Origin of the sequence: Haloterrigena salifodinae (genome assembly GCF_003977755.1) — an archaeon.
Taxonomy (GTDB): domain Archaea; phylum Halobacteriota; class Halobacteria; order Halobacteriales; family Natrialbaceae; genus Haloterrigena; species Haloterrigena salifodinae.
In genome coordinates this window covers 1,038,504-1,061,744 of sequence record NZ_RQWN01000001.1, presented here as the reverse complement: position 1 = coordinate 1,061,744, position 23,241 = coordinate 1,038,504, and the positions used below count along the sequence as shown (strand labels likewise).

19 protein-coding genes are annotated in these 23,241 nt (G+C 65.9%); 7 read left to right on the top strand and 12 right to left on the bottom strand.

Features of this window, described 5'->3' with window-relative positions; translation table 11 throughout:
• Window positions 1-41: 41 nt before the first annotated feature.
• On the bottom strand, window positions 42-3,209 hold the full coding sequence (locus tag EH209_RS05380) for an FAD-binding and (Fe-S)-binding domain-containing protein (RefSeq protein WP_126661890.1): 3,168 nt from the start codon (window positions 3,207-3,209) through the stop codon (window positions 42-44).
• A gap of 7 nt (window positions 3,210-3,216) precedes the next feature.
• The gene (locus EH209_RS05375; RefSeq protein WP_126661889.1) at window positions 3,217-4,194 is read right to left on the bottom strand and encodes an NAD(P)-dependent oxidoreductase; all 978 of its coding nucleotides are present in this window, start codon (window positions 4,192-4,194) and stop codon (window positions 3,217-3,219) included.
• Between the two features lie 124 nt (window positions 4,195-4,318).
• Here EH209_RS05375 and EH209_RS05370 point away from each other — a divergent pair, with 124 nt between their 5' ends.
• The 3 genes from EH209_RS05370 (at window position 4,319) to EH209_RS05360 (ending at window position 9,118) form a co-directional block, all read left to right on the top strand.
• Window positions 4,319-5,653, top strand: a complete 1,335-nt coding sequence (locus tag EH209_RS05370; RefSeq protein WP_126661888.1) for an amidohydrolase — start codon at window positions 4,319-4,321, stop codon at window positions 5,651-5,653.
• Window positions 5,650-6,906, top strand: a complete 1,257-nt coding sequence (gene ilvA / locus EH209_RS05365; protein ID WP_126661887.1) for a threonine ammonia-lyase — start codon at window positions 5,650-5,652, stop codon at window positions 6,904-6,906. The genes EH209_RS05370 and ilvA overlap by 4 nt, the downstream gene beginning before the upstream one ends.
• A gap of 187 nt (window positions 6,907-7,093) precedes the next feature.
• Window positions 7,094-9,118 (top strand): ATP-binding protein, encoded by a 2,025-nt coding sequence (locus tag EH209_RS05360; protein WP_126661886.1) that lies wholly within the window; start codon window positions 7,094-7,096, stop codon window positions 9,116-9,118.
• A gap of 131 nt (window positions 9,119-9,249) precedes the next feature.
• Here the strand turns inward: EH209_RS05360 and EH209_RS05355 are convergent, their stop codons facing one another.
• From EH209_RS05355 to EH209_RS05330, 6 genes are all read right to left on the bottom strand, one after another.
• Window positions 9,250-10,614, bottom strand: a complete 1,365-nt coding sequence (locus EH209_RS05355; protein ID WP_126661885.1) for an aminotransferase class III-fold pyridoxal phosphate-dependent enzyme — start codon at window positions 10,612-10,614, stop codon at window positions 9,250-9,252.
• A 144-nt stretch (window positions 10,615-10,758) separates the two neighbouring features.
• Window positions 10,759-12,396 (bottom strand): BCCT family transporter, encoded by a 1,638-nt coding sequence (locus EH209_RS05350; RefSeq protein ID WP_126661884.1) that lies wholly within the window; start codon window positions 12,394-12,396, stop codon window positions 10,759-10,761.
• A 471-nt stretch (window positions 12,397-12,867) separates the two neighbouring features.
• Complete coding sequence (locus EH209_RS05345) at window positions 12,868-13,515, bottom strand: hypothetical protein (protein ID WP_126661883.1); 648 nt, start codon at window positions 13,513-13,515, stop codon at window positions 12,868-12,870.
• Between the two features lie 86 nt (window positions 13,516-13,601).
• Window positions 13,602-14,882 carry an amidohydrolase gene (locus EH209_RS05340; protein WP_126661882.1) on the bottom strand — a complete coding sequence of 427 codons (1,281 nt, stop codon included), beginning with the start codon at window positions 14,880-14,882 and terminating at the stop codon, window positions 13,602-13,604.
• Window positions 14,883-15,062: 180 nt separating this feature from the next.
• The gene (locus EH209_RS05335; protein WP_126661881.1) at window positions 15,063-15,452 is read right to left on the bottom strand and encodes a Rid family detoxifying hydrolase; all 390 of its coding nucleotides are present in this window, start codon (window positions 15,450-15,452) and stop codon (window positions 15,063-15,065) included.
• A gap of 33 nt (window positions 15,453-15,485) precedes the next feature.
• Window positions 15,486-16,868 carry an aspartate aminotransferase family protein gene (locus EH209_RS05330; RefSeq protein ID WP_126661880.1) on the bottom strand — a complete coding sequence of 461 codons (1,383 nt, stop codon included), beginning with the start codon at window positions 16,866-16,868 and terminating at the stop codon, window positions 15,486-15,488.
• A 336-nt stretch (window positions 16,869-17,204) separates the two neighbouring features.
• Between EH209_RS05330 and EH209_RS05325 the strand changes: the two genes are divergently transcribed.
• Together EH209_RS05325 and EH209_RS05320 are read left to right on the top strand one after the other, a co-directional pair.
• Window positions 17,205-18,041: a proline dehydrogenase family protein gene (locus EH209_RS05325; RefSeq protein ID WP_126661879.1), complete on the top strand. Its 837-nt coding sequence runs from the start codon at window positions 17,205-17,207 to the stop codon at window positions 18,039-18,041.
• Window positions 18,042-18,080: 39 nt separating this feature from the next.
• Window positions 18,081-18,797: a DUF502 domain-containing protein gene (locus EH209_RS05320; RefSeq protein WP_126661878.1), complete on the top strand. Its 717-nt coding sequence runs from the start codon at window positions 18,081-18,083 to the stop codon at window positions 18,795-18,797.
• Between the two features lie 95 nt (window positions 18,798-18,892).
• Here the strand turns inward: EH209_RS05320 and EH209_RS05315 are convergent, their stop codons facing one another.
• The 4 genes from EH209_RS05315 to EH209_RS05300 all read right to left on the bottom strand — a co-directional run bounded on the left by EH209_RS05315 (window position 18,893) and on the right by EH209_RS05300 (window position 21,597).
• Window positions 18,893-20,086, bottom strand: a complete 1,194-nt coding sequence (locus EH209_RS05315) for a threonine synthase (protein WP_126661877.1) — start codon at window positions 20,084-20,086, stop codon at window positions 18,893-18,895.
• Window positions 20,087-20,203: 117 nt separating this feature from the next.
• Complete coding sequence (locus tag EH209_RS05310; RefSeq protein WP_126661876.1) at window positions 20,204-20,902, bottom strand: DUF4013 domain-containing protein; 699 nt, start codon at window positions 20,900-20,902, stop codon at window positions 20,204-20,206.
• Window positions 20,903-21,199: 297 nt separating this feature from the next.
• Window positions 21,200-21,376 carry a 50S ribosomal protein L37e gene (locus EH209_RS05305; protein ID WP_008894158.1) on the bottom strand — a complete coding sequence of 59 codons (177 nt, stop codon included), beginning with the start codon at window positions 21,374-21,376 and terminating at the stop codon, window positions 21,200-21,202.
• The gene (locus tag EH209_RS05300; RefSeq protein ID WP_126661875.1) at window positions 21,373-21,597 is read right to left on the bottom strand and encodes an LSM domain-containing protein; all 225 of its coding nucleotides are present in this window, start codon (window positions 21,595-21,597) and stop codon (window positions 21,373-21,375) included. Before EH209_RS05300 ends, EH209_RS05305 begins: the two co-directional genes overlap by 4 nt.
• Before the next feature lie 206 nt (window positions 21,598-21,803).
• On the opposite strand from EH209_RS05300, the gene EH209_RS05295 reads away from it, so the two are divergent.
• Together EH209_RS05295 and EH209_RS05290 are read left to right on the top strand one after the other, a co-directional pair.
• Entirely contained in the window at window positions 21,804-22,106 is a 303-nt protein-coding gene (locus EH209_RS05295) for a hypothetical protein (protein WP_126661874.1), read from the top strand.
• A gap of 82 nt (window positions 22,107-22,188) precedes the next feature.
• On the top strand, window positions 22,189-23,151 hold the full coding sequence (locus tag EH209_RS05290; protein WP_126661873.1) for a zinc-dependent metalloprotease: 963 nt from the start codon (window positions 22,189-22,191) through the stop codon (window positions 23,149-23,151).
• Window positions 23,152-23,241: the final 90 nt, after the last annotated feature.

Here is a 23,241-nt window from a genome sequence, read left to right as displayed (position 1 = left end):
CAGCCGGAACTGTCCTCGAGTCCCCACGTCACTGATTCGAGTCAGCGGACCACGGCCGCGAGTTTCTCGACCGGGTGGGACGGATAGTCACCTTCGTGGCCCTCGAGTTGGGTGCGACAGGAGGCACCGGGCGCGACGACCTCGTCGCCATCGCTGTTGTCGACCTGTTCGAAGAGGATCGACCCGATATTCCGACTGAGCGAGTAGTGTTCAGCCTCGTAGCCGAAGCTCCCGGCCATCCCGCAGCAACCCGACTCGAGGGCGTCGACCTCGTAGCCGGCGGCCTCGAGGACGCTGGCAGCGTGGCCATCCTTCTTCGTCGCCTTCTGGTGGCAGTGGCCGTGGTAGGTCAGCCGGCCTCGAGCGCCTGGGTCGTCGACCGGCAGCGCCTCGAGCAGGTCGAACCGATCGACGTACTCCATGACGCCGTAGGTGTTCGCCGCCACCCGCTCGACGTCGGGACCGGAGAGCAGGTCCAGATAGTCCGACTGGAGCATCACGGCGTCGGAGGGCTCGACGAGGACGACCTCCCAGCCGTTCGCGACGAACGGCTCGAGGGCGTCGACATTCGTCCGCGCCCGCTCGCGGGAGAGATCGAGGAAGCCTTTCGAATGGGCCGGCCGCCCCGTCGACGTGACCGCGTCCGGGACCGTGACGTGCACGCCCGCAGCCTCGAGCACCCGAACCGTGGCCTTCCCCGCGTCGGGATGGTTGTAGTTCGTGTACGTGTCGGGGACGAGCACGACTCGCCGCGTCGCCGCGTCGCGTGGAACTCGACAGCCGTCTCGCTGCTCGAACCACTCCTCGAGGCTCTCGCTCGCGAACGCCGGCAGCTCTCGCTCGCGGGCGATCCCGAGGGTCTTCTCGGCGATGGCGTCCGATCCGGGAAGCGACGCCGCCCAGTTCGACAGCGGCGCGAGCGCGCTCCCGACGGCGTTTAACCTGTCGACGTTCGCGAAGAGCCGATCGCGCACGCTGGCGCCGTTCTCCTGGTGGGCGGCGTGCTCTACTTCGGCCTTGAGCTTCGCCATATCGACCTCGCTCGGGCAGTCCCGCGCACAGCCCTTGCAGCCGACACAGAGGTCCATGATCTCCGCTAAGAACTCCTCGTCGACGGCGTCGGTCTCGAGGTCGCCGCTCATCGCCTGTCGCAGCATATTCGCCCGCCCGCGAGTGCTCAGGCTCTCCTCCTCGGCCGCGCGGTAGGTCGGACACATCACGCCGCCGGTGGTCTCCTGCTCGCTCCGACAGCCGCCGCAGCCGTGACAGAGCTCGACCATTCCCTGGAAGCCGTTGTCGTTGTTCCACTCGAGGGCGGGCTCGAAGCCGGCCTCGAATTCGTAGTCGGGGTCGAATCGGAGTTGTTCGATCATGCGGTGGTCTCCGCAGACGTTGCCCGGATTCAGGAGCCAGTCGGGATCGAACGCCGTCTTCAACTCGCGGAACAGCTCCCAGACGTCGTCGCCGTAGAGCTTGTGGTTCCACTGGGTGCGGGCGCGGCCGTCGCCGTGCTCGCCCGACACGCTCCCGCCGTACTCGACGACGAGGTCGGTCACGTCGTCGGCGAGGGACTCGAATGCCTCGAGGCCGGCCGTGCTCTTGGTGCTGACCAGAGGTCGCATGTGCATGCAGCCGGGGCCGGCGTGGGCGTAGAAGCTCGCGAACGTGTCGTACTCCTCAAGGACTTCCTGAAAGTCCGCCACGTAGTCCGCGAGGTTCTCGGTGGGGACGGCGGTGTCCTCGATGAAGGAGATGTGCTTCTCGTCGGAGGTGCGAGAGAGCAGAATGGGCGCCGCGCTCTTGCGGAGCTTCCAGAGTTCGGCGATCCCCTCGGGGTCGTGGGCCTCGAGGGCGTCGAAGGCACGAACCGGCGCGGCGCTACCGGTTTCGGAGTCGCTCGGATCCGGTACCTCTTCGTCCGGCAGCCGATCGGCCAACAGGTCGGCGACCTGCTCGCGGCCGTGGTCGTCGTCCTCGGCGTAGAATTCCACGAGCAGCGCGGTCTCGGTGCCCGCGGGGAGTCGCTCGGCGACGGCGGCGAACTCTTCGGTGTTCTCCGCGAGGTCGATCAGCACGTCGTCGATCGCTTCGACGGCCGCCGGATCGTGGTTCCGGACGATGGTGTCGACGTCGGCCATCGCCTCGAGCAGGTCGCGGTAGGTCAACAGCACCACCGACGTGGTCTCGGGAACGGGCTCGAGTGAGACCGTCGCCGACGTGACGACACCGAGGGTCCCCTCGCTGCCGGCGAAGACGCGGGCGAGGTTGACCGTCGCGTCGGGGTCTGGGTCGGAGTCGGCGTCGATCGAGATTGAGTCCGCGGTAGTCTCGTCGAAGGCCTCGGGTTTCCCGTAGGCCTCCGCGACCAGCCGATCGAGGTTGTAGCCCGAGACGTTGCGCTTCAGTCGCGGGAAGACCTCGCCGATCGCGTTGGCCTCCTCGTCGATCACGCGGCGCAGCGCCTCGTAGATTCGCTCGAGCAGGTCGCCGTCCGGATTGGCCCGTTCGCGAAGTTCACCGACCGTCACCTCGCCGAAGCGCTCGACTGAGCCGTCGGCGAGGACGACCTCACACTCTTCGACGTAGGCGTCGGTCTTCCCGTATTGCAGGGAGTGAGCGCCCGTCGAGTTGTTCCCGATGGCGCCGCCGACGGTGCTGCGGTTGCCCGCCGCGGGATCCGGTGCGAACTTCAGTCCGTGGGACTCGAGGGCGCCGTTCAGATCGGCGAGGACGGTTCCGCCCTGCACGGTCGCCCGCTGCCTGTCGGGGTCGATCTCCAAGACCTCGCCCATGTGCGCCGTGAAATCGAGGACGACGGCCTCGTTGACCGCCTGTCCGGCGAGGCTCGTTCCGCCGCCGCGCGGGAGCACCGGGATCCCGTGCTCGGCGCAGTAGCCGACGACGCTCGCGACGTCGTCGGTCGAGCGCGGGAGGACGACGCCGACGGGCGTCATCTCGTAGGCGCTCGCGTCGGTCGCGTACAGCTGTCGGGAGTAGTCGTCGAAGCGCACCTCGCCGTCGATGCGCTCGCGCAGCGCCGCCACGAGCGCGGGGCGGTCGACGTCGCCGCCGACGTAGTCGTAATCGGCGCGCGAATCAGCCGCCGGATCGCTATCGCGCGGATCCGCCGGCGGCCCGAGTTGGCTCTCGTCCGGAGTCGACGTCTGGTCGCTATGGTCGGTCGTGGAACGCGTCTCTTCTGTGGCCATCGTGCTGTTAGCCCCCGTCGGGCTGATAGACGGCGTTCTCGAGGTCGTCTCCCTCGCCCGCCTCGAGTTCTTGGAGGTTGGTCGCGACGATGTCGGCCAGCCGGTCCCAGTGTTTCGGCGTGTGGCCGCCGGTGTGGGGCGTGAGCAGGCAGTTCTCGAGGTCCCAGAGCTCGTGGTCGTTCGGGAGCGGTTCGGGGTCGGTCACGTCCAGCGCGGCCCCGCGGATCCCCTCGTACTGCAGCGCCGAGACGAGCGCGTCGGTGTCGACGATGCCCCCGCGGGCCGCGTTGACGAGCACGGCCTCGGGCGGAAGCGTCGCCAGCGCGTCCTCGTCGACGAGCCCGCGAGTCAGATCGTTCAGCGGGCAGGCGAGCACGACGTAGTCGCTGCGCGAGAAGGCCTCGTGGACGTCGTCCTCGTCGAAGCCGAGTACCTCGTCGGTCGGGCCGCCCTTCTCGGGGGTGTACCGAATCCCGATCGTCTCGACCTCGAAGCCCTCGAGGCGCTGGACGACCGCCTGGCCGATCGAGCCGAGACCGACGACCGTGACCGTGCTGTCGGTGAATTCGTGGGACTGGAAATGGCGCCACTCGCCGTTTTCCTTGCGGCGCCAGCCCTCGTGGAGGTTCCGCGCGAAGACGAGCATGTTGGCGATCGTCTGCTCGGCGATGCCGGGCGCGTGGATCCCGCCCGCGTTCGTGACGGCGACGCCGTGATCCGCCAGCGCGTCCATCGGTACGTGGTCGGTGCCGGCGAACGTGCAGGCGAACAGCTCGAGGCGATCGGCCTCGGCGAGCAGGTCCTCGTCGATCGTGATGCCGATCACGACCCGCGCCTGCGGGACGAGCTCGCGCTCTTCCTTCGGCGTCCGCGCGAGCGCGACGGTGTACTCGGGCAACCGCTCGCGGAGGGTCTCGGCGTACGATTCCATCGACAGCCCTTCTGTTCCCTCTCTCAGAACGACGACGTCTGGATTCGTTCTCATGGGTGTGGTGCGTCACAGTGACGCGTTACCGTACGGTTGTCACGGATTCTCTTATCCTTTTTGTGTAGTCGACGTCAACACTGATTGTGTATAATTAAGTCACTGGGGCGCGTCATCGACTCGCATGTCCGAGCCGATACGGGACCGTCTCGTCAGCCTCCGCCGGAGCCTGCACCGCCACCCCGAACCCGCGTGGCGCGAGTTCTACACTACGGCCCGCCTCGTCGAGGAAATTCGGGCCGTCGGCGTCGACGAACTCGCCGTCGGACCGGACGCCTACGACCCCGCCGACCGCATGGCCGTCACCGACGACGACCTCGAGCCGTGGATCGAACGCGCCCGCGAGCGCGGCGCGGACCCGGCCCTCTTGGAGCGGATGACCGGCGGCAACACCGGCGCCGTTGCGGTGCTTGAGCGCGGCGAGGGGCCCGCGATCGGGCTGCGCGTCGACATCGATGGGCTGTTCATCGAGGAATCGACCGACGTCGATCACGACCCCGCCGACGAAGGCTTCCGCTCCGAAATCGAGGGCACGATGCACGCCTGCGGCCACGACGCCCACATGACCTGGGGGCTGGCCGTCCTCGAGGCGATCGCCGAGAGCGACTTTTCGGGCCGCTTCGTGGTCTTCTTCCAGCCCGCCGAGGAGACCGGTGGCGGGGGGTGTCCGATGGCGAAGAGCGAGTTCGCGGACGGACTGGACTACCTGCTCGCCGTCCACGTCGGCCTCGACCACCCGACGGGCGAAGTGGTCGCCGGGATCGAAAAGCCGCTGGCGATGTGCCACGTCGATCTGACGATCGAGGGCACCTCCGCCCACGCGGGGAAGGCGCCCAACGAGGGCGACAACGCGATGCACGCGATGGGGACGACGATTGAGAACGCCTACGGCATCCCCCGCCACAGCGACGGGATGACCCGGGTAAACATCGGCAAGGCCGAGGCGGGGACCGCGAGCAACGTCATCGCCGAGCGCGCCCACATGGAGGCCGAAGCCCGCGGCGAGACGACCGAGTTGATGGAGTACACGAAGAACCGACTCGAGCGAACAGTAAAGAACGCGGCCGAGATGCACGGCTGCCGGGCCGAGTTCGACGTCGTCAGCGAGTCGCCCCGCGCCGACAGCGACCCCGAACTGCAGTCGCTGGTCAGCGAGGTGGCTGGCGAGGTCAGGGGGATCGATCACGTGATTCCGGCCGCCGACTTTGGCGCGAGCGAGGACGCGACGTTCCTGATGGAGCAGGTACAACAACAGGGCGGCCTGGCGACGTACATGATCGTCGGCACCGATCATCCGACGAGCCACCACACGCCGACGTTCGACGTCGACGAGCGCAGTCTCGAGCACGGCGTCGACGTCCTCGTCGATTCGATCCGGGAACTCGAGCGCCGGCATCCGGTCGCGCGGACCGAGGCGGCGACTGAGCCGGTCGCGGACGCCGGGGAGGGCGGCGAATGAGCGGGGCCGACGGAACGGGTGAGCGCCTCGTCACTCGCGCGGATGTCGAGACGGCCCGCGAGCGCATCGACGACGTCGTCCATCGCACGCCGCTGGACACCTCGCGGACGTTCGCCGAGATGGCAGGCGCGGCTTCGGTCGGGCTCAAACTCGAGAACGTCCAGCGGACGGGGTCGTTCAAGATCCGCGGCGCGTACAACAAGATGGCCCAGCTTTCGGCGGCGGAGCGGGAGGCGGGCGTCATCTCCTCGAGCGCGGGTAACCACGCCCAGGGCGTGGCGCTGGCGGGGCAACTGCTCGATATCGACACGACGATCGTCGTCCCCGAGGTCACGCCCGCGGCGAAGATCGAGGCCACCCGCGGCTACGGCGCCGAGGTCGTCGTCGAGGGCGACATCTACGAGCGCTCCTACGAGTACGCCCTCGAGCGCGCCGACGAGACCGGCGCAACCTTCGTCCACCCCTTCGACGACGAGGCGATCGTCGCCGGCCAGGGAACGATCGGTCTGGAGTTGCTCGAGCAGTATCCCGAACTCGACACCGTTCTCGTCGCCATCGGCGGCGGCGGGCTCATCTCGGGGATCGGAACCGTGCTGAAAGCCGCCGAACGAGACGTTCGGGTGATCGGCGTCCAGCCCAAGGGCGCGGCCCATGCCAAGCCGTCGCTCGTGGCCGACGAGATCCGGGAACTCTCCGGCGTCGACACCGTCGCCGAGGGGATCGCCGACACCCGGATGCTCGAGACCACGTTCGCGATCGCCCGCGAGGTCGTCGACGACGTCGTCAGCGTGAGCGACCGGGAGATCGCCGCCGCCGTAGCGCTACTGGCCGAGCGCGCGAAGGCGGTCGCGGAGAGCGCTGGCGCGACGCCGCTGGCGGCCGCGCTGTCGGACGAGACGGACCTGAATCTCGAGGGCGAGCACGTCGGTGTCATCGTCTCCGGCGGAAATGTGAACCTCACCGAGCACGCGGAACTCGCCCGGACCGGACTCCACGAACTCGAGCGCTACGTCGAAGCCAGACTGGCCGTCTCGGGGTGGCCGACGAGGGTGAGCGAGGTGGTCGAAACGATCGAATCCGAAGGCGCGGAATTGGACGTCTTAGAGCGCGCCCGTCGGACGTCGGTCGACGAGCCGAATCGAGTGCCCGTGACCGTCGGCCTCGAGGGTAGCGGCCTGGAGCATCTCGAGGGGGTTCTGGACGGGCTGAATTCGCTCGAGGGCGTTTCGGTGCTCGAGCGGTCGTTCGGCTGAGCAATTCGACGAGGGCTCGACGACCTCGGCCGAACGGTCGACTCCCTCCGCTCGTCTCTGTGTTCGTTGCTCATCACGAGAGATCGAAGAAACGGAATCGGAAACGAGGACGGTAATCAGTCGCGACGAACCGTTCATCTGCGGTAACCGAGGGGCTTTGTAGCCCGCGCCGAAAGGCGGGAGTAGAATGGGATCGCCCTCCTCGACCGACCCCGGGGTTCAGGCCCGAATCCGACAGCAAGAGGTCATCGCGGAACTCGGACAGCGAGCGTTGGAGACGGACGACCTCGATCAGTTGATGCACGACGTCTCGGTCGCCGTCGCCGAGACGCTCGACAACGAGTACTGCGAGGTGCTCGAGCGGTTACCGGGCGGCGACGAAGTCTTGCTGCGACAGGGCGTCGGCTGGCGAGACGGGCTCGTCGGAACGGCGACGGTGTCAAGGGATCTCGACTCGCAGGCCGGCTACACGCTCCTCAGCGAGGAACCGGTCATCGTCGACGATCTCCGCGAGGAGGGGCGCTTCTCCGGCCCCGAGTTGCTCACGAACCACGACGTGGTCAGCGGCGTCAGCGTCATCATCGGTTCGGTCGAGGAGCCATGGGGGGTGCTCGGAACGCATACGACCGACCACGAGGAGTTCACCACGCACGAGGCCAATTTCGTGCAAAGCGCCGCGAATATCCTGGCGGCGGCGATCGAGCGCTCGAGCAAGGAAGACCAGCTCCGCGAGCGCGAAGCCCAGCTGAGCGTCGCGACCGACGCCGCATCGATCGGACTCTGGCTGTGGGACGTACAGGAAAACGTCTTCACCGCCGACGAGTTTCTCGCGGAAGCGTACGGAATGGATCCGGAGATCGTGACGACGGGCGCGCCGATCGAGGCGTTCTTCGAACCGGTCCCCGAGACCGACGAGGACGGAATTTGGGACCGACTCGACCGAGCGCTGGAGACGGGCGTGTTCAGCGCCGAATACCGCATCGAAAACGGCGACGGCGACGTCATGTGGGTCGTCTCTCGCGGCGAGGTGGAGTACGACGCGAGCGGCGACCCGGTTCGGATGCACGGCGCCGTCACCGATATCACGGAGCGAAAGCGCCGCGAGCAGCAACTCAGGGAGCGAGAGGCGCGGTATCGGGACCTGTTCACCTCGATGTCCGAGGGCTACTGCGTCATCGAACGGGTCGACACGCCGCCAGTGGAGCCGATCGATTTCCGCTATATCGAGGTGAACCCGGCGTTCGAGGAGCACACGGGATTGACCAACGTCGTCGGAAAGACGATCCGAGACCTGGTGCCGGAAGAGCGAGAGGAGTGGTTCGAGACCTACGATTCCGTCGTGGAGACCGGCGACCCGGTCAGGTTCGAGCGCGAACTGACGACGCAGGGACGGTTCCTCGAGTGCTATGCGTTTCCGGTCGGCGGCGAAACGGACGCGCAAGTGGGGGTCCTCTTCACGGACGTCACCGAGCGAGTGGAGCGCGAACGGCGGCTGGAGAAGCTCGTCGAACGGCTGGAGACCTCGAACGATCGCTTGGAGCAGTTCGCGTATGCCGCCAGCCACGACCTCCAGGAACCCCTGCGGATGGTCTCGAGTTACCTGCAACTCGTCGAGCGGCGGTACGGTGACGAGCTCGATGCCGAGGGGAGAGAGTTTCTCCAGTTCGCGGTCGACGGCGCTGATCGCATGCGCGAGATGATCGACGGGCTGCTCAAGTACTCTCGCGTCGAGACCGAAGGCGATCCCTTCGAGCCGGTCGATCTGAACGCGGTCCTCGAGGATGTTCTCGACGATCTCCAACTTCGGTTCGAAGAGAGTAACGGCGAGGTGACTACCGAGTCCCTCCCGACCGTCGAGGGCGACAGCGGGCAGTTACGACAGATCTTCCAGAATCTATTGGACAATGCCATCGAGTACAGCGGAGACGGCCCGCCGCGCATTCACGTCTCGGCCGAGTGCCGGTCCGGAGACGACGCCTGGGAGATCTCGGTCAGCGACGACGGAATCGGTATCGATTCGGAGTACAGCGACCAGATCTTCGACGTCTTCCAGAGCTATCACGAGGGGAAGGGGTACAACGGAACCGGGATCGGACTCGCGATCTGCGAGCGGATCATCGAGCGACACGGCGGGGAAATCCGGGTTACCAGCGAACCGGGCGAGGGCTCGACGTTTACGTTCACGCTGCCGGCAGCGAGCGATTCCGACTAAGGATCGTATCAACTGCGGCTCACAGGGACCGGCAACCATCCGACATCACAGGATTCGTTTATGAATCTCCTCGAGACGATCAGCGACCGCTCTCGAGTCGGCCGCGAAAACGAAAATCGAAAGCAAACGAATTAGTCGGCGACTTTCGCGCTCGGGCCGACGGCCTCGATGGCCTCAAGGAAGAGCCCGATCCCCAGTTCGATCTCGCGTTCGGTCGAGTCCAGCGGCGGGAGCAGTCGGATCGTCTTCTTCCCGCAGCCGAGGGTGAGCAGGCCGCGCTCGAGGGCAGCCTTGACCACGTCGGACCGACGCTCGGGGGTGTCGAACTCGACGGCGAGCATCAGGCCCTTGCCGCGGACGTCCTCGACGTAGTCGGGCGCGTCGTCGCGCAGGAGTTCCATGGCCTGCTCGCCCCGTCTGGTGGCGTTGCCCAGCAGGTCGTACTCGTCGATGGCCTCGAGGGTGAACGCGCCCATCATCGAGCCGAGCAGGTCGCCGCCGCCGAAGGTCGACCCCAGTCGGTTCTTCTCGCTGGGGAAGACCTCGGAGCGCGAAATCGTTGCGCCGACGCGAAGCGCCTTCGCGCTGGCGATGACGTCGGGTTCGATCGGGTAGTGATCCGAGGCCCAGATCTCGCCGGTGCGGCCGACCCCGGACTGGATCTCGTCGACGACCAGCGGGATGTCGTATTCGTCGGTGACATCCGCGACCTCTTGCATGAACGTCTCGCTGGGGAACCGGTAGCCGCCGACGCCTTGGATGGGCTCGAGCGTGAGGAAGGCGATCTCATCGGGGCTGACGTGGCCGCCCTCCGGCGAGAGCATCGAGCGGAGCTGCGAGCCGCCGCCCGCGAAGAAGCCGCAGTCACAGCTGTTGGCGTCACAGCCGCGATCGGCGCAGAACGGGACCGTCTCGATCCCGCTGATCTCGGGGTAGTGACGCGTGTAGACCTCCTTGGACTTCGTCAGCGAGAGGGTGCCGAGCGTGCGCCCGTGGAAGCTGCCGGCGAAGGAGATGCCGTATTTTGATGGCGCCCGATAGTCGTTCGTGATCTTCATCGCGTTTTCCATCGCCTCCGCGCCGGAGTTCGAGAGGAAGACCGTGTCCATCCCGTACTGACTCGAGACTTCGATCAGCTTCTCCATGAGGTGACTCGAGCCGGGGAACTCGGCCTCTTCCGGGTTCGGACCGGAGCCGAAGTACATGTCCTGGCCCGCGATCTTCATCGGTTCGACGAGGTCGAACTCGCGGACGTTCTCGAGGACCTTCTCGTTATTGTACCCCAGCGGCGCCGCGCCGATGTGACAGGTGAAGTCGAGCAAGACGTTCCCGTCGACGTCGGTGACGAACGGCCCATCGGCTTCCCGCGTCACGTCCCAGACGAACTCGTGGGAGTACTCGCTGGGCGCGGAGTACTCCTGGTGGAAGTCGACCCACTGCTGGGCGTTCGGACCCGGAAGCGCGTCCGTGTCGGGTTCCGCCGTGTCCCTATCCATACACAGTTTATGTGTACCTCGTACATTAAATCTTGTTATCGGTTAGCGGAGAGTGCGGCGCGAACCGCGAGCGAATCGGCCGCGAAAAATCGAACAGCATGACGGCCGCCGCGGATCGGTCGGCGCGGCGGAGGGCCGAAGCAGCTAGTCGTCGTCCGTCTCGACGGCACCGCCGGGACCGGACGGCGATTCCGTTTCCGGCTTCCTGCTCGAGCCGATGAGGACGGTTTCGTCCTGCAGTAACAGCCGACCCTCGGTCGAACTGAAGTGTTTGATCAGTCCGAGCATGGCGGCGAAGCAGACGAAGGCGAACGGCGCGCCGGTGATAATCGCGGCCGACTGCAAGGCGTCGACGCCGCCGAGGATCATGAGGATCGCGGCGGTCATCCCGAGCACGACGCCCCAGAAGATCCGGTTGATGTTCGACGGGTGTGCCTTCCCGCCGGTCGTCATCATCGAGACGGCGAGTGTCGACGAGTCAGCGGACGTGATGAAGAACGTCGTGACGAGGAACATGAACGCGACCATGAACACCGTCCCGAGCGGGAACGCATCGAACATGATGAAGCCGGTCGTTTCGGCACCGAGTTCGCCCGCCATCACCTGACTGAAGTTGGCGACCCCGTTGTGTTGCATCCAGACGGCCGTTCCGCCGAGCGAGATGAACCACGGAATCGTCGCCGCCGAGGTCGCGACGATCCCGGTGAACGCGACCTCGCGGACGCTTCGGCCGCGAGAGATTCGCGCGATGAATAGTCCCGCGAACGGAGACCACGAGAGCGCCCACGCCCAGTAGAAGACGGTCCAGGTGTTCGCCCACTCGGTGCCGCCTTCGACGCCGGCACCGGTAAAGAGGCTCATCGACACGAAGTCGGTGATCATCCCGCCGATCGCCTGCGTTCCGAGCAGGACCAGGAAGATCGACGGGCCGAGGATGAAGGTCGCAAGCAGCAAGACGACGAAGAGGATCATGTTGAAGTTCGAGAGCCGTCGGATCCCCTTGTCGACTCCGAGCACCATCGAGAGGGTAAACAGGAGTGTCATGGTCGTCACCACGAGGATGATCCCGGCGTTACCCAGGTCGATTCCCCACTGGTAGTTGAGGCCGCTGACGAACTGGCTCCCGATGAAGCCGAGCGACGTCGCGACGCCGCCGATGGTCGCGAAGACGGCGAGAATGTCGATGACCTTCGCGGCCGGCCCGTCTAAGTTCTCCTTCCCGAGGACCGGCGTGAGCGCCGAGGACACGCGGAGGGGGACGTTCTCGTAGTTGTACGCGAAGTACCCGATCGCGATCCCCATGATCGTGAACACGGCCAGCTGCGGCAGCGCCCAGTGGAAGAGCGTCTGTTGTATGGCAACGCTCATCGCTGCGCCCGACTGACTACCGACATCGAACAGCGGCGATGGATTATCGTAGTAGAACAGTGCCTCGGTCGGCCCCCAGAACACGACACCCGCCGCGAAGCCTGCAGAGTACAACATCGCGAAGAACGAGAGGAAGCTGTACTCGGGCGGATCGTCGCCGAAGCGAAGCTTCCCCCACGGGCTGACGATCAGGAATAACAGGAAGACGACGATCGTGAACACGATCGCCAGCAGTGCCCAGTTCAGGTACTCGAGCATCACGGTATTGAGCGTCGAAATCGTGTTCTCGACGAGACTCTGGTTGATGAAGAACGTCCCGATGACACCGACGGTCAACAACGCTCCGAACGCAAAGACGATCGGATCGATCTCCTCGAGGAACGTACCGACCGCCCCCTTCTCAGCGTCGCTCATCGTGTCACCCCCGCGATCGGCCGACAGCGTGCTGATTGAGCGTGCCTCCACCTGCCAACCGCCATGCTGCGTGATGGCATACCGGGTCAATCTACCGCGTACACAATAAGTGTTTCTCACTGTCCAAATATATCTACAAATTGTGTTTATTGGACGGTCACTCGTGAAGATCGGACTCTCTATCGTAATTTTAGATGTTCGTCCACTGCAGCCGGGAGTGAAGCATATTTATTATGTGATACGGCTCAAAAATGAGGTTCACAAACCGCTGCCAGAGTTGTGGTGTGGTTTCGAATCCACGACCTACAGAACGATTGACGGTCAAAGGATCCGGTACGTCGTTACGACAACCGCCGCCAGCGAGGGCGTACCGGCCGACGACCCGGCCGTCCTCGAGTCGGCCGAGCGACCGGGAGCCGATTCGGAGACGGGCGGCGTCGGTCGGCCGACGGTCAACGGTGATCGTATTCGCTAGTTCGTCAGTTCCTCGAGGTTCCGCTCGCGCGTCTCGGCGCTCTCGCTGACGCGCTCGGAGAACTCGTTGACCCGATCCTTGATCTCATCGCGGGTCGCCTCCGGCGAGAACCCGTCGGACATCGTCAGCAGCCGGACGAACGCCCGGAGTTCCTCGTCAGTCAGCTGGGCGAACTCCTCGTTGTCGAGTTTTTCGACGACCTCGTCGACGTCGATCTGGCCGACCGGTTCGACGTTGAACTCGACGTTGACCATCCGGTAGTTCGAGCCCGCGAGCCGCTGTTCGGCCTTGCCGACGCCCTCGGAGAGCATGTCCTTGAACGGCGTGTGGTACCCCATCGTTCCGAGGTGCAGAAAGGCGAGCATGTCGGTGATCCCCTGCGTGTAGGCGTCGCGGTCCTCGTCGTCGGGATCGAACACCGTCTCGCGGTCGCGCTCCTCCATGTACTCGAAGAGGATACTGAAATCGAGGATCGCGTTGCGCACCCGCCGCCGGATGCGATTTCGCTTCTGTTTCTTCGAGTGGTCCGTGTAGTCGGTCTTCCGACCGAGCAGGAAGTCGCGATCGGAGGGCGTGAGGATACCGCGCGGTCGATCCGAGTCGGCCGCCGTCCGCAGGGACTCCGGAACGTCGTCCTGGCTCATACAGGACACACAGTGGGCCTGTGAATTAACGTTTCTGTTGCGAAGAACGTGATGGGACGAACACAGGTTCGCGACTCGAGCCGCCCTCAGACCGGTCGCTTCGAGAGTTCGATGGCGGTGTCGGCCAGCACCGAGACGCCGATCTCGAGGCTCGCCTCGTCGATGTCGAACGTCGGCGTGTGGTGGTTCGTCGGGTGGTCGGTGCCGACGAGCACGTACGACGCGAGGCCGCCGCCGTCCTGGACGCGGTCCATGAGGTAGGTGACGTCCTCGCTGACACCGAACTCCTCCGTCGGCACGATGCGCTCGACGCCGTCGACCTCGCGGGCGACGCTGCCGACGAGGTCCCGCAGCGCAGGGTGGCTGTCCGCCCGCGGTGACTCGCTGATGACCCGCGGCGTCACGTCACAGTCGTGCATCTCCGCCGCCGCGTAGCAGACCCGCTCGAGTTCCGTCCGCATGTATTCCATGAGGCCGGTCGTCTCGCCGCGGACCTCCGCCTCGATGGTGACCTCCTCGGCGATGACGTTGCTCGCGGTGCCGCCTTCGATGTGGCCGACGTTCACGCGAGTCATGCCGTCGCTGTGCCGAGGGATGCCGTACGCGTTCTGGATGGCGGTCGCGGCCGCCTGCATCGCGTTGCCGCCCTCGTTGGGCGCCCTCCCCGCGTGGGCGCTCGCGCCCTCGAAGGTCGCCGTCAGGTGGGCCATCGCCAGCGGCTTCTCGACGCCAGCGACGATCTCGCCGGTCGGGTGGTCGAGGCCGACGTGGACCGCCAGCAGGTAGTCGACGTCGTCGACGTAGCCGCCCTCGGCCATCGCCTTCCCGCCGCCGGAGATCTCCTCGGCGGGCTGGAAGAAGACCTTCAGCGTCCCCGCAAAGCCGCTGTCCTGGACGGCTTCGATCGTCCCGAGAGCCATCGCGATGTGGGCGTCGTGGCCACAGGCGTGCATGTAGCCGTCGTGCTCCGAGCGGAAGCCCTCCGCGACCGGTCGGTGGTCGTCGGCCGACGACTCTGCCATCGAGATCGCGTCGAGATCGACTCGCAACCCCACGGTCGGCCCCTCGCCGCGGTCAACGACCGCGACGACGCCGGTGTGGCCCCCCGCGGTTCGCTCGAGGACGTCCTCGCGAACGCCCGCCTCGCGAGCCCGCTCGAGCCAGGGCTCGAGTTCGTCGTCGTCGGGGACGGCCATGCGGTCGTCGGTCGCCAGCGCCTCCCGCCCGACGGCGATTTCGTCGACGCCGAGTCGCTCGAGTTCGGAGACGACGCGGGCAGTCGTCTTGAACTCGCGCCACCCCGGTTCGGGGTGGCGGTGAAAGTCCCGGCGGAGATCGCGCAGTCTGGTTCGCACGTCGTAGGCCATTATTGCCGCATCTAGACGGCCGAACTACTTAATCGTAATCAATAATCGTATATATGCCACTCGCAGACGGTGTACGATAGCGAAACAAACCGGGTTCGACGGATCGTCTCGGCAGTTCTCTCCGCGAGCGGTCTCGAGCCCGACCGCTGCCGGCAGCGACGAGCGACGGACGCGACCGCCTCAGCCGACGTACGCCGTCGCATCCATCTCGACGCGGACGTCCTCGGGGAGCCGCGAGACCTCCACGCAGACGCGGGCCGGCGGTTTGTCGCCGAACTGCGCGCCGTAGGCCTCGTTGACCCGCTCGTAGTCCTCGAGGTCGGTCAGGTAAACGGTCACCTTGACGACGTCCTCGAGGCCGTTTCCGCCGGCCTCGTCGACCACGCTCTCGATGTTCGCCAGGACGCGCTCGGTCTGGACCTCGATATCGCCGTCGACGGTCTCGCCCGTCTCTGGATCGACCGGGCCGTAGCCGGAGACGTAGCACGTATCGCCGGCCACCACGCCCTGCGAGTAGGGGTTATCGTTGCTCGGTGCGCCGTCGGTCTCGATGGGGTCGGTGTCTGCCATGGTATCTCGAGTAGGGGTGGATCGAATTCGGCTTCAGGCGGTCTGCTTCGCTTCCGCGGTCGCGTGCTCGATCGCCTCGACGACGACGTCCAGCGCGGTCTCCGCGAGGTCGCGGGTGAGCACGAGCGGCGGGAGGAACCGCAGGACGTTGCCCTCTCGGCCGGCCGTCCAGACGAGGACGCCGTGCTCGAAGCAGTACTGCTGAATCGCGTCGACGAGGTCGCCGTCGGGCGTCCCGTCCGCATCGACGAACTCGGCGCCGATGAACAGGCCCCTGCCGCGGACGTCGGCGAGCCGTTCGGTTCCGTCGGCGGCCTCCTGTAGTCGGCCCTGGATGTACTCGCCGAGGTCACGGGCGTGGGCGAGCAGATCGTGGTCCTGGATGTACTCGATGGCGCGGGTGCCGGCGCGCATCCCGACGACATGGCCGCGGTAGGTGCCGGCGTGGTCGCCCGGCCCCCACGTGTCCAGTTCCTCCTTGTACATCGTCGCCGAGAGGGGGAAACCGACGCCGCCCAGCGCCTTCGCGGAGGTCATCACGTCGGGGGTGACGCCCTCCCAGTCGCTGGCCCACCACTCGCCGGTGCGGCCCAGCCCGCTCTGGATCTCGTCGAAGACGAGCGTGACGTCGTTGTCGTCGGCGATGTCTCGCAGCCCCTGGAGGAAGCCCTCCGGCGGCGTGACGATGCCGCCCTCGCCCTGGATCGGTTCGACGATCATGCCGGCCGGATTGGCCAGGCCGCCGTAGGGGTCCTCGACGATCGCCTGGACCTCCTCGAGGGCGTGATCGACCGCTTCCTCGGGCGTCTTGCCCTGCCGGAACGGGTGGGGATAGGGCGCGTGGACGACGTCCGAGAGCAGGGGCGTGTAGTGACCCTTGAACTTCTTGTTCGACGTGACGCTCATCGCACCCGTCGTCGCGCCGTGGTAGGCGCCACGGAACGCGATGAGGCCGTCGCCGCCGGTGTTGTACTTGGAGAGTTTGATCGAGGCCTCGATGGCGTCGCTGCCGGTCGGCCCGCCGAAGACCACCTTCTGGTCACCCTGCAGGCCGTCCGGGGCGATCTCGTCTAACTTCTCGATCAACTCGAGGCGGGCCTCCGTCGGGAAATCGACCGTGTGGACGAACTTGTCGGCCTGCTCGTGAACAGCCTCGAGCACGTACGGGTTCGCGTGCCCGACGTTCAGGACGCCGATGCCCGCGAAGAGGTCGATGTAGATGTTGCCGTCGGCGTCGCGGACCGTCGCTCCCTTCCCCTCCTCGAAGGCGATCGGGATGTCGTTGGGGTACGCGACCGCGCTGCTGTCGATCTCGCGCTGCTTCTCGAGCAGTTCTCGGGTGTTCGGTCCCGGGACGGAGTCGACGTTCGGTGCGTCATCGGAGTGGAGTTCGTCGATCGGCGGTCCGCGCGTCATACGTAGGCACAGGTGAAACGATTATAAATAACTTGTCCACAGTATCCATATAGGACATATACAGATATTGGGTATGGATACGGCTTCGAAACCCGTTGCTGCATGTGTGGGTGTCGAATATCGTAGACGCACTGCGACGGGTCGCGGTGGGGTAGCCCCAGTAGGAGAGAGTAGATCGACAGCCAATCCGTCGGGCATTTCCGCCGAACTGCGCGTTCGATTCCGAACGCTCGACGTCGGTAGGGAGGTCCGCCGGTCGGCGGGATCGACGGGACGGAACGTCTCACGCTGCGAACCGGACAAACTCCCTTAGGGACGGCCGTCGAACGGACGACCATGCTCCCGCCGATCGCGAACCGCTTCGTCGCCGGGGAGTCCCCGGCAACGGCCCTCGAGCACGTCCGACGCCTCAACGAGCGCGATATCGCGGGGATCGTCAACCACCTGGGAGAGCACTACGACGACCATGAATCCGTCCGGGCCGACGCCGCCGAGTACCGCGCGCTGGCTCGGGACATCGCCGCGTCGGACCTCCAGGCCTGCATCTCGGTCAAGCCGTCGCAACTGGGACTCGACCTCGGTGAGGATCTCTTCCGCGAGACCGTGACGAACGTCGTCGACGCGGCCGCCGCCGAGGACGTCTTCGTTTGGATCGACATGGAGGATCACACGACGACCGACGCGACCCTCGACGCGTTCGAGGAGCTCGCTCGCGAGCACGAGGGCGGCGTCGGCGTCTGCGTGCAGGCGAACCTCGAGCGCACCCGCGAGGACGTCGAACGGCTCGCGGACGTGCCGGGGAAGGTGCGGTTCGTCAAGGGCGCCTACGACGAACCGGCCGATATCGCCTACCGCGACGGCGACCAGATCGATCGGGAGTACGAGTCGCTGCTCGAGTACGCCTTCGAGCGGTACGACGGCGGCGTCGCCGTCGGCAGCCACGACCCGGCGATGATCGAGCACGCGATCGACTGTCACGAGCGGTACGGCACCGACTTCGAGATCCAGATGCTGATGGGCGTCCGCGAGGACGCCCAGAACGACCTCGCCGCCGAGTATCCCGTCTACCAGTACGTCCCGTACGGCAACCGGTGGAAATCGTACTTCTACCGGCGGCTGACCGAACGGACGGGGAACGTTCGGTTCGCGCTCCGCGCGCTTCTCGACCGCTAAAGGGAAGGGCTCATTAGCCCCTAGTGAGAGGTGCTCCACATGGCTTCGTGGAAGCGGGATTTCGCGAGCGGGCTGATCGTCCTCGGCCCGATCCTGGTCACCCTCTACGTCATCTACTGGCTCTACGGCCTCGTCGCCGGGCTGACGCCAGGGCTCATTCTCCAGCCCGAGGCGCTCAAGCCGTTTATTCCCGGCGACGGAGCGCAGGCCATCCAGACCCGCGAGCAACTCGCGCAGTTTCTCCGGGTCATCGTCGCGCTGACCGTCTTCACGATCCTCACCTTCTCCATCGGCTATCTCATGCGGACGACCGTCGGCGGGCTCGTCGAACGGGTTGTCGACAACGTCGCGAACCGCGTCCCCGTGATGCGGGTCGTCTACAACGCCTCGAAAATGGCCGCCGAGACCGCCTTCGGCGAACAGGACTCACTGCAGAAACCGGTCAAGATCGAGACCTGGAACGGGCTCCGGATGACGGCGTTCAAAACGGGAAAGGTGACCGACGACGGCCGCGAGGTGCTCTTCTTGCCGACGTCGCCGAACATCACGACGGGGTTCGTCGTCGAGGTCGAATCCGACCGGATCACGGAACTCGACGAGGACGTCGAGGACGCCCTGACGCGCGTTCTCAGCGCCGGATTCGGCGACGCGAGCCGCAACCGCGGGATGGACGCCGGCGTCTCGATCGACGTCGTCGACGAGACGAACGCCGGCGCGCTCGAGGACGCCGGCACCGAACGGGCTGACGACGACTGATTCGTGGCGTCGCCGTTTCGACGATCAAACGCGCGTCGATGTGACGGCCGAACGGCGGTCGGTACGATCTCGGCACAGCGCGGTTCGATCGGCGACTAGACGCCCTGACTCATCAGGTGGCTGCGAAGCACGTCTCCTTCCTTGTTACCGGCGGTCGTGTTGACGATGACGACCGTCTCGTCGCCGTCGAACTCGCCGCGCTCGGCCAGCTCCCACGCCCCGCTCGCCGCCGCGGCCGGGCTCGGCGCCAACTCGAGACCCTCATGGGTGGCGACGCGGACGCCGGACTCGAGGATGTCCCGATCCTCGGTTGCGACCGCGCCACCGTCGGTCTCTCGAACGGCCTCGAGGACGCGCGAACTCGCCGGCGGATCGGCGATTTCGATCTCGCCGCAGATCGTGTCGGGCCGGTCGATCGGCTCGTGATCGTCGCGGTCGTCCTCGAGGGCGTCGACGATCGGCGCACAGCCCGCGGCCTGGGCGGCGTACAGCGGCGGACGCTCGTCGATGAGCCCGAGTTCGCGAAGCTCCGTCGCTCCCTTGTACGCTCCCACCAGTCCGACGCCGATGCCGGTCGGGTAACAGATCGCGTCGGGAACCTCCCACTCGAGGGACTCGACGATCTCGAAGAGGGTCGTCTTCGCGCCCTCGTGGCGGTAGGGCGTCTCGAAGGGCTGCAGCGAGTACCAGTCGTCGTGTTCACCCATCCCCTCTTCGTAGGCGCCGACGGCGTCGTCGAACCGGCCGCCGACGACGTTCATGTCGCCGCCGTGGACGTTGATCATCGCCTTGTTCGTGAAACTCGAGCGCGAGGGCACGTAGACGTGGGACTCGAGGTCGGCCCGGCCGGCGTAGGCCGCGGCCGCCTGTCCGCCGTTGCCTGTGGACGCGAGCGCGACGTCGGTCGTCCCGTGCTGGGCGGCGGCCGTCGCGGCGACCGATGCCCCACGGTCGGTCGTCGATCCCGTCGGATTCCGGCCGTCGTCCTTGATCAGCACGCGTTCGACGCCGAGTTCGTCGGCCAGGTCGGGGCAGTCGACCAGCGGCGTCGCTCCCTCGTCGGTCGTCACCGCCGACTCGCGGGGGAACGGGAGCAGTTCCTCGTAGCGCCACTGCGAGTCGAACGGTCGATCCGCGAGGGCCTCGCGGTCGAGATCGATCGCGTCGTACTCGTAGACCGGATCGAGAAAGCCGTCGCAGTCGGGACAGCGGTGGGAGACCGCCTCGGCGTCGTGGATCATCCCGCAGTCGACGCACTCGAGCCCGGCGAAGGCGTCCGTCGTTTCCATACCGGAGTGTTCGCTGCCCGGGACAAATGGCTGTCCATCGGCGGGCGACCGTCGTTCGCTGCGGCTGACCGTCGTTTGACGGGGTACTGTATTCGACGGTGGAAAAACGAATGCGGTTCAGATCGCCGGGCGTTCGGCCGACGGCTGTTCTCGAGTCTCCTCGAGCGAGACGGGGTGGAGTCGCTCCCAGGTCTGCCCGATGACGTAGTAGGCGCTCACGAGCGCGTAGAACGACACGATCGTGCCGAGGACAGCCCCCAGAATCGGGATCTCGGTGAGAAGTCCGGAGAGCAACGCGCCCGCGAAGACGATCCCGACAGCCTGCAGCCAGCCGACCGCGTACGTTCCGGTCGTGAGACTCGGCCGCAATTCGCCGAACTCGAAGCCGGCGCCGAGTCGGCCCTCCGTCGCGAAGCGGGCCAGCGCGGCGGGGACGGTGTAGGCGACCGCGAGCATGGCCGCGAGCGTCAGCAGGCTCGCGATGCCGAACGCCGCGGTCCCGATCGTTCCCGGGTCGCCGCCGACCGCCAGCCAGACGCCCCCGAACAGGAGTCCGCCGACGACGAACGGAATCAGGCCGTACGCGAGGAGGATCGCGACCGCTTTCGCGCCGTCGATCGTCAGCGCCCGCCAGTCGTCGAACCGCGGCGCCTCGTCATCGCCGCGGCTCGTTCGCTCGAGCACTCGGACGACGTAGCCCCAGACGAGAACGGCGGGGAGCACCAGGACGCTCGCCAGTACGAGCAGCCCGCCGATGACCGTCGTCTTCCAGACGTCGTCGCTATTCTTCAAGTAGGTAACTGCATTAGTTAGCATGACTCATCCTAGACCGATTGCCGTCTCCAGCGTGGTCGTCCTAGTATACGATTGACAACTATATAAGCGTATGTCAAGCATGGAATTAGATATGTACGGGGCCTGTAGTTGAGGGATAGGATTATCGGATAACTCGCTCAGTCAGGAATCCAACAGTGTCTTGCGGCTTTCGTCGTGCCTCGAGTGCGAGCCGTCACGTCTCATACGTTACTCCCGCCTCGAGATCACACTGCAATGATTGGCCCGAGCCGCGCTGCTAGCGGACGGTGTAGTCGGAAGAAGGAAAGAGAAAACTCGTCAGTTGTCGCCGGTCTTCGACTGCCACTCGTAGTCGCGGCGTTTGGCGGATTTGCCGAAGCCACACGACGAGCACTCCTTCTTTCTGGTGTGGTAGGACTTCTCTCCGCAGCGACGACATTTGGTGTGCGTCGTCTTGTTCTTCTTTCCTTGGCTTGGGGTTCCTGCGCCAGTCATGGAGTGATCGAAACGACGTTGTCGCCGCGTATAATCGTTGTGTCTTCGGCCGGCGCCTCTTCGTCGACACCGGCTTCGGGGATCGTCACGTCCTCGAGCACGAGATTCATGTGCTGGTCGTAGCCGGCTAGATCGCCGACGTACTCGCCGCCACTCTTGAGTCGTACCGTGACGCGTTCGCCGAGCGACGCCTCGAGGACGTCCAGCGGTCGTCCACTCATACGAAAGACCGCAGGTGACGGACACTTAATCGTACCGGTCCTGTGTCCGTATTCCCGCCGTCGACGGAGGTGCGGTCGGGATTTTCCGTCGTGAAACACTAGTGGGATCGATCAGAAAACGACTCCAGCTCGAGAGCCCGCTGACTCGAGTCCGCTGTGCGACGTCCGGCAAACACTATAAGTGGCTACTCCACGAGACCCTATATATGGGCGACACGAAGTTCACCCTCGTCGAGTTGCATCTGGACGGCGACACCCAGTTCGGACCCGGATCGATCGGCAGCGCACTGCCGTTCGGTTCGAGCACCGAGTCCGAGGAGACGCCGGAGTACGAGACCGAAACCGATATCGACGAATCGGCGGACGAGGAGTCCGGCGGCAGCAAGGCTATCGGCGCCGTCGTCGCGCTCGTCGTCCTCGTGGCCATCGCCGCGGCCGCCAAGAAGTTCAGCGGAGACGACGAGGACGACCTCGAGGCCGAGGAGGAGCCGGACGTTATCGTCAACTGACTCGCCGAACGCCCGGTGATCGACCCACTGTCGGACGCCGTCCGACAGAACGCTTTTGCGCTTCCTGCACGTACTCCGCGGTGTGAATCTCTATCGTAGCGCCCGGGCCGTTGCCGGGGCGTCCGGTGACGATATGATCGACTGGCAGTCCGCAGCGGACGCCGCGAAGGCGGTAACCGAGCCCGGTTCCCTCGATCTCGAGCCGGGCGAGCGCGAGGCCTACGCCCGCGACGTGCGGGATGCTCGCGACGGCATCCGAACGGTGTCGGGCGTCGACTTCGACGTTCCCGACTCCATCGAGATTCAGAACCGTCACCACTGGATGGACGCGAACATCGCGACCTTCGAGCGCGTGATGGGCACCCTCGAGGAGCAGGTGCCGGCCGGCGCCTTCCCCGGCGTCGCCCGAACGATCAACACGGGGACGATGACCGTCCTGCTGGCCTTCCTCGGACGGAACGTCCTCGGACAGTACGATCCCCTGCTGCTGGCGAACGACCCCGAGGAGACCCATGCGCTGTACTTCGTCCGGCCGAACATCCTCGGTGCCGCCGAGAAACTCGACGTCGATTCCGACCGGTTCCGCCGCTGGATCGCCTTCCACGAGGTGACTCACGCCGCGGAGTTCGGCGCCGCGCCGTGGCTCTCCGACCACTTAGAGGAGCGCATGGAGGAGGGCATCGCGAAGCTCTCGGGCGGCTCGCTGGACCGCGCGTCGTTCCGGGAACTCGACGCCGCGATGACCGTCGTCGAGGGGTACGCCGAACTGCTGATGGACCACGCCTTCGACGACGAGTACGCGGATCTGCGCCGGAAACTCGACGCTCGCCGGCAGGGTCGGGGACCGCTCCAGAAGCTGCTCCGTCGCCTGCTCGGCCTCGGACTCAAGGAACGGCAGTACGAGCGCGGGAAGCACTTCTTCGAGACGGTCGTCGAGAACCGCGACCTCGAGACCGCGGCGCTCGTCTGGGAGGGGCCCGAGAACCTCCCGACGCAGGACGAACTCGACGCGCCGACGATGTGGCTCCAGCGCGTCGATCACTGATCGCCGTCGGCCCGGGCCAGCGTCGATTGCCGAGCACCGACCGATCGATACGCCGTTTCTGTCTCGGCTCGAGGCGTTCCTAGCCGCGGC

Coding starts and splice junctions, on each gene's coding strand:
- EH209_RS05330 (WP_126661880.1), bottom strand. CDS start 16,868: ATGACGCGCGGACCGCCGATCGACGAACTCCACTCCGATGACGCACCG.
- EH209_RS05315 (WP_126661877.1), bottom strand. CDS start 20,086: ATGGAAACGACGGACGCCTTCGCCGGGCTCGAGTGCGTCGACTGCGGG.
- EH209_RS05340 (WP_126661882.1), bottom strand. CDS start 14,882: ATGGCCTACGACGTGCGAACCAGACTGCGCGATCTCCGCCGGGACTTT.
- EH209_RS05320 (WP_126661878.1), top strand. CDS start 18,081: ATGGCTTCGTGGAAGCGGGATTTCGCGAGCGGGCTGATCGTCCTCGGC.
- EH209_RS05325 (WP_126661879.1), top strand. CDS start 17,205: ATGCTCCCGCCGATCGCGAACCGCTTCGTCGCCGGGGAGTCCCCGGCA.
- EH209_RS05355 (WP_126661885.1), bottom strand. CDS start 10,614: ATGGATAGGGACACGGCGGAACCCGACACGGACGCGCTTCCGGGTCCG.
- EH209_RS05295 (WP_126661874.1), top strand. CDS start 21,804: ATGGGCGACACGAAGTTCACCCTCGTCGAGTTGCATCTGGACGGCGAC.
- EH209_RS05300 (WP_126661875.1), bottom strand. CDS start 21,597: ATGAGTGGACGACCGCTGGACGTCCTCGAGGCGTCGCTCGGCGAACGC.
- EH209_RS05350 (WP_126661884.1), bottom strand. CDS start 12,396: ATGAGCGACGCTGAGAAGGGGGCGGTCGGTACGTTCCTCGAGGAGATC.
- EH209_RS05380 (WP_126661890.1), bottom strand. CDS start 3,209: ATGGCCACAGAAGAGACGCGTTCCACGACCGACCATAGCGACCAGACG.
- EH209_RS05375 (WP_126661889.1), bottom strand. CDS start 4,194: ATGAGAACGAATCCAGACGTCGTCGTTCTGAGAGAGGGAACAGAAGGG.
- EH209_RS05370 (WP_126661888.1), top strand. CDS start 4,319: ATGTCCGAGCCGATACGGGACCGTCTCGTCAGCCTCCGCCGGAGCCTG.
- EH209_RS05345 (WP_126661883.1), bottom strand. CDS start 13,515: ATGAGCCAGGACGACGTTCCGGAGTCCCTGCGGACGGCGGCCGACTCG.
- EH209_RS05335 (WP_126661881.1), bottom strand. CDS start 15,452: ATGGCAGACACCGACCCCATCGAGACCGACGGCGCACCGAGCAACGAT.
- EH209_RS05305 (WP_008894158.1), bottom strand. CDS start 21,376: ATGACTGGCGCAGGAACCCCAAGCCAAGGAAAGAAGAACAAGACGACG.
- EH209_RS05310 (WP_126661876.1), bottom strand. CDS start 20,902: ATGCTAACTAATGCAGTTACCTACTTGAAGAATAGCGACGACGTCTGG.
- ilvA (WP_126661887.1), top strand. CDS start 5,650: ATGAGCGGGGCCGACGGAACGGGTGAGCGCCTCGTCACTCGCGCGGAT.
- EH209_RS05360 (WP_126661886.1), top strand. CDS start 7,094: ATGGGATCGCCCTCCTCGACCGACCCCGGGGTTCAGGCCCGAATCCGA.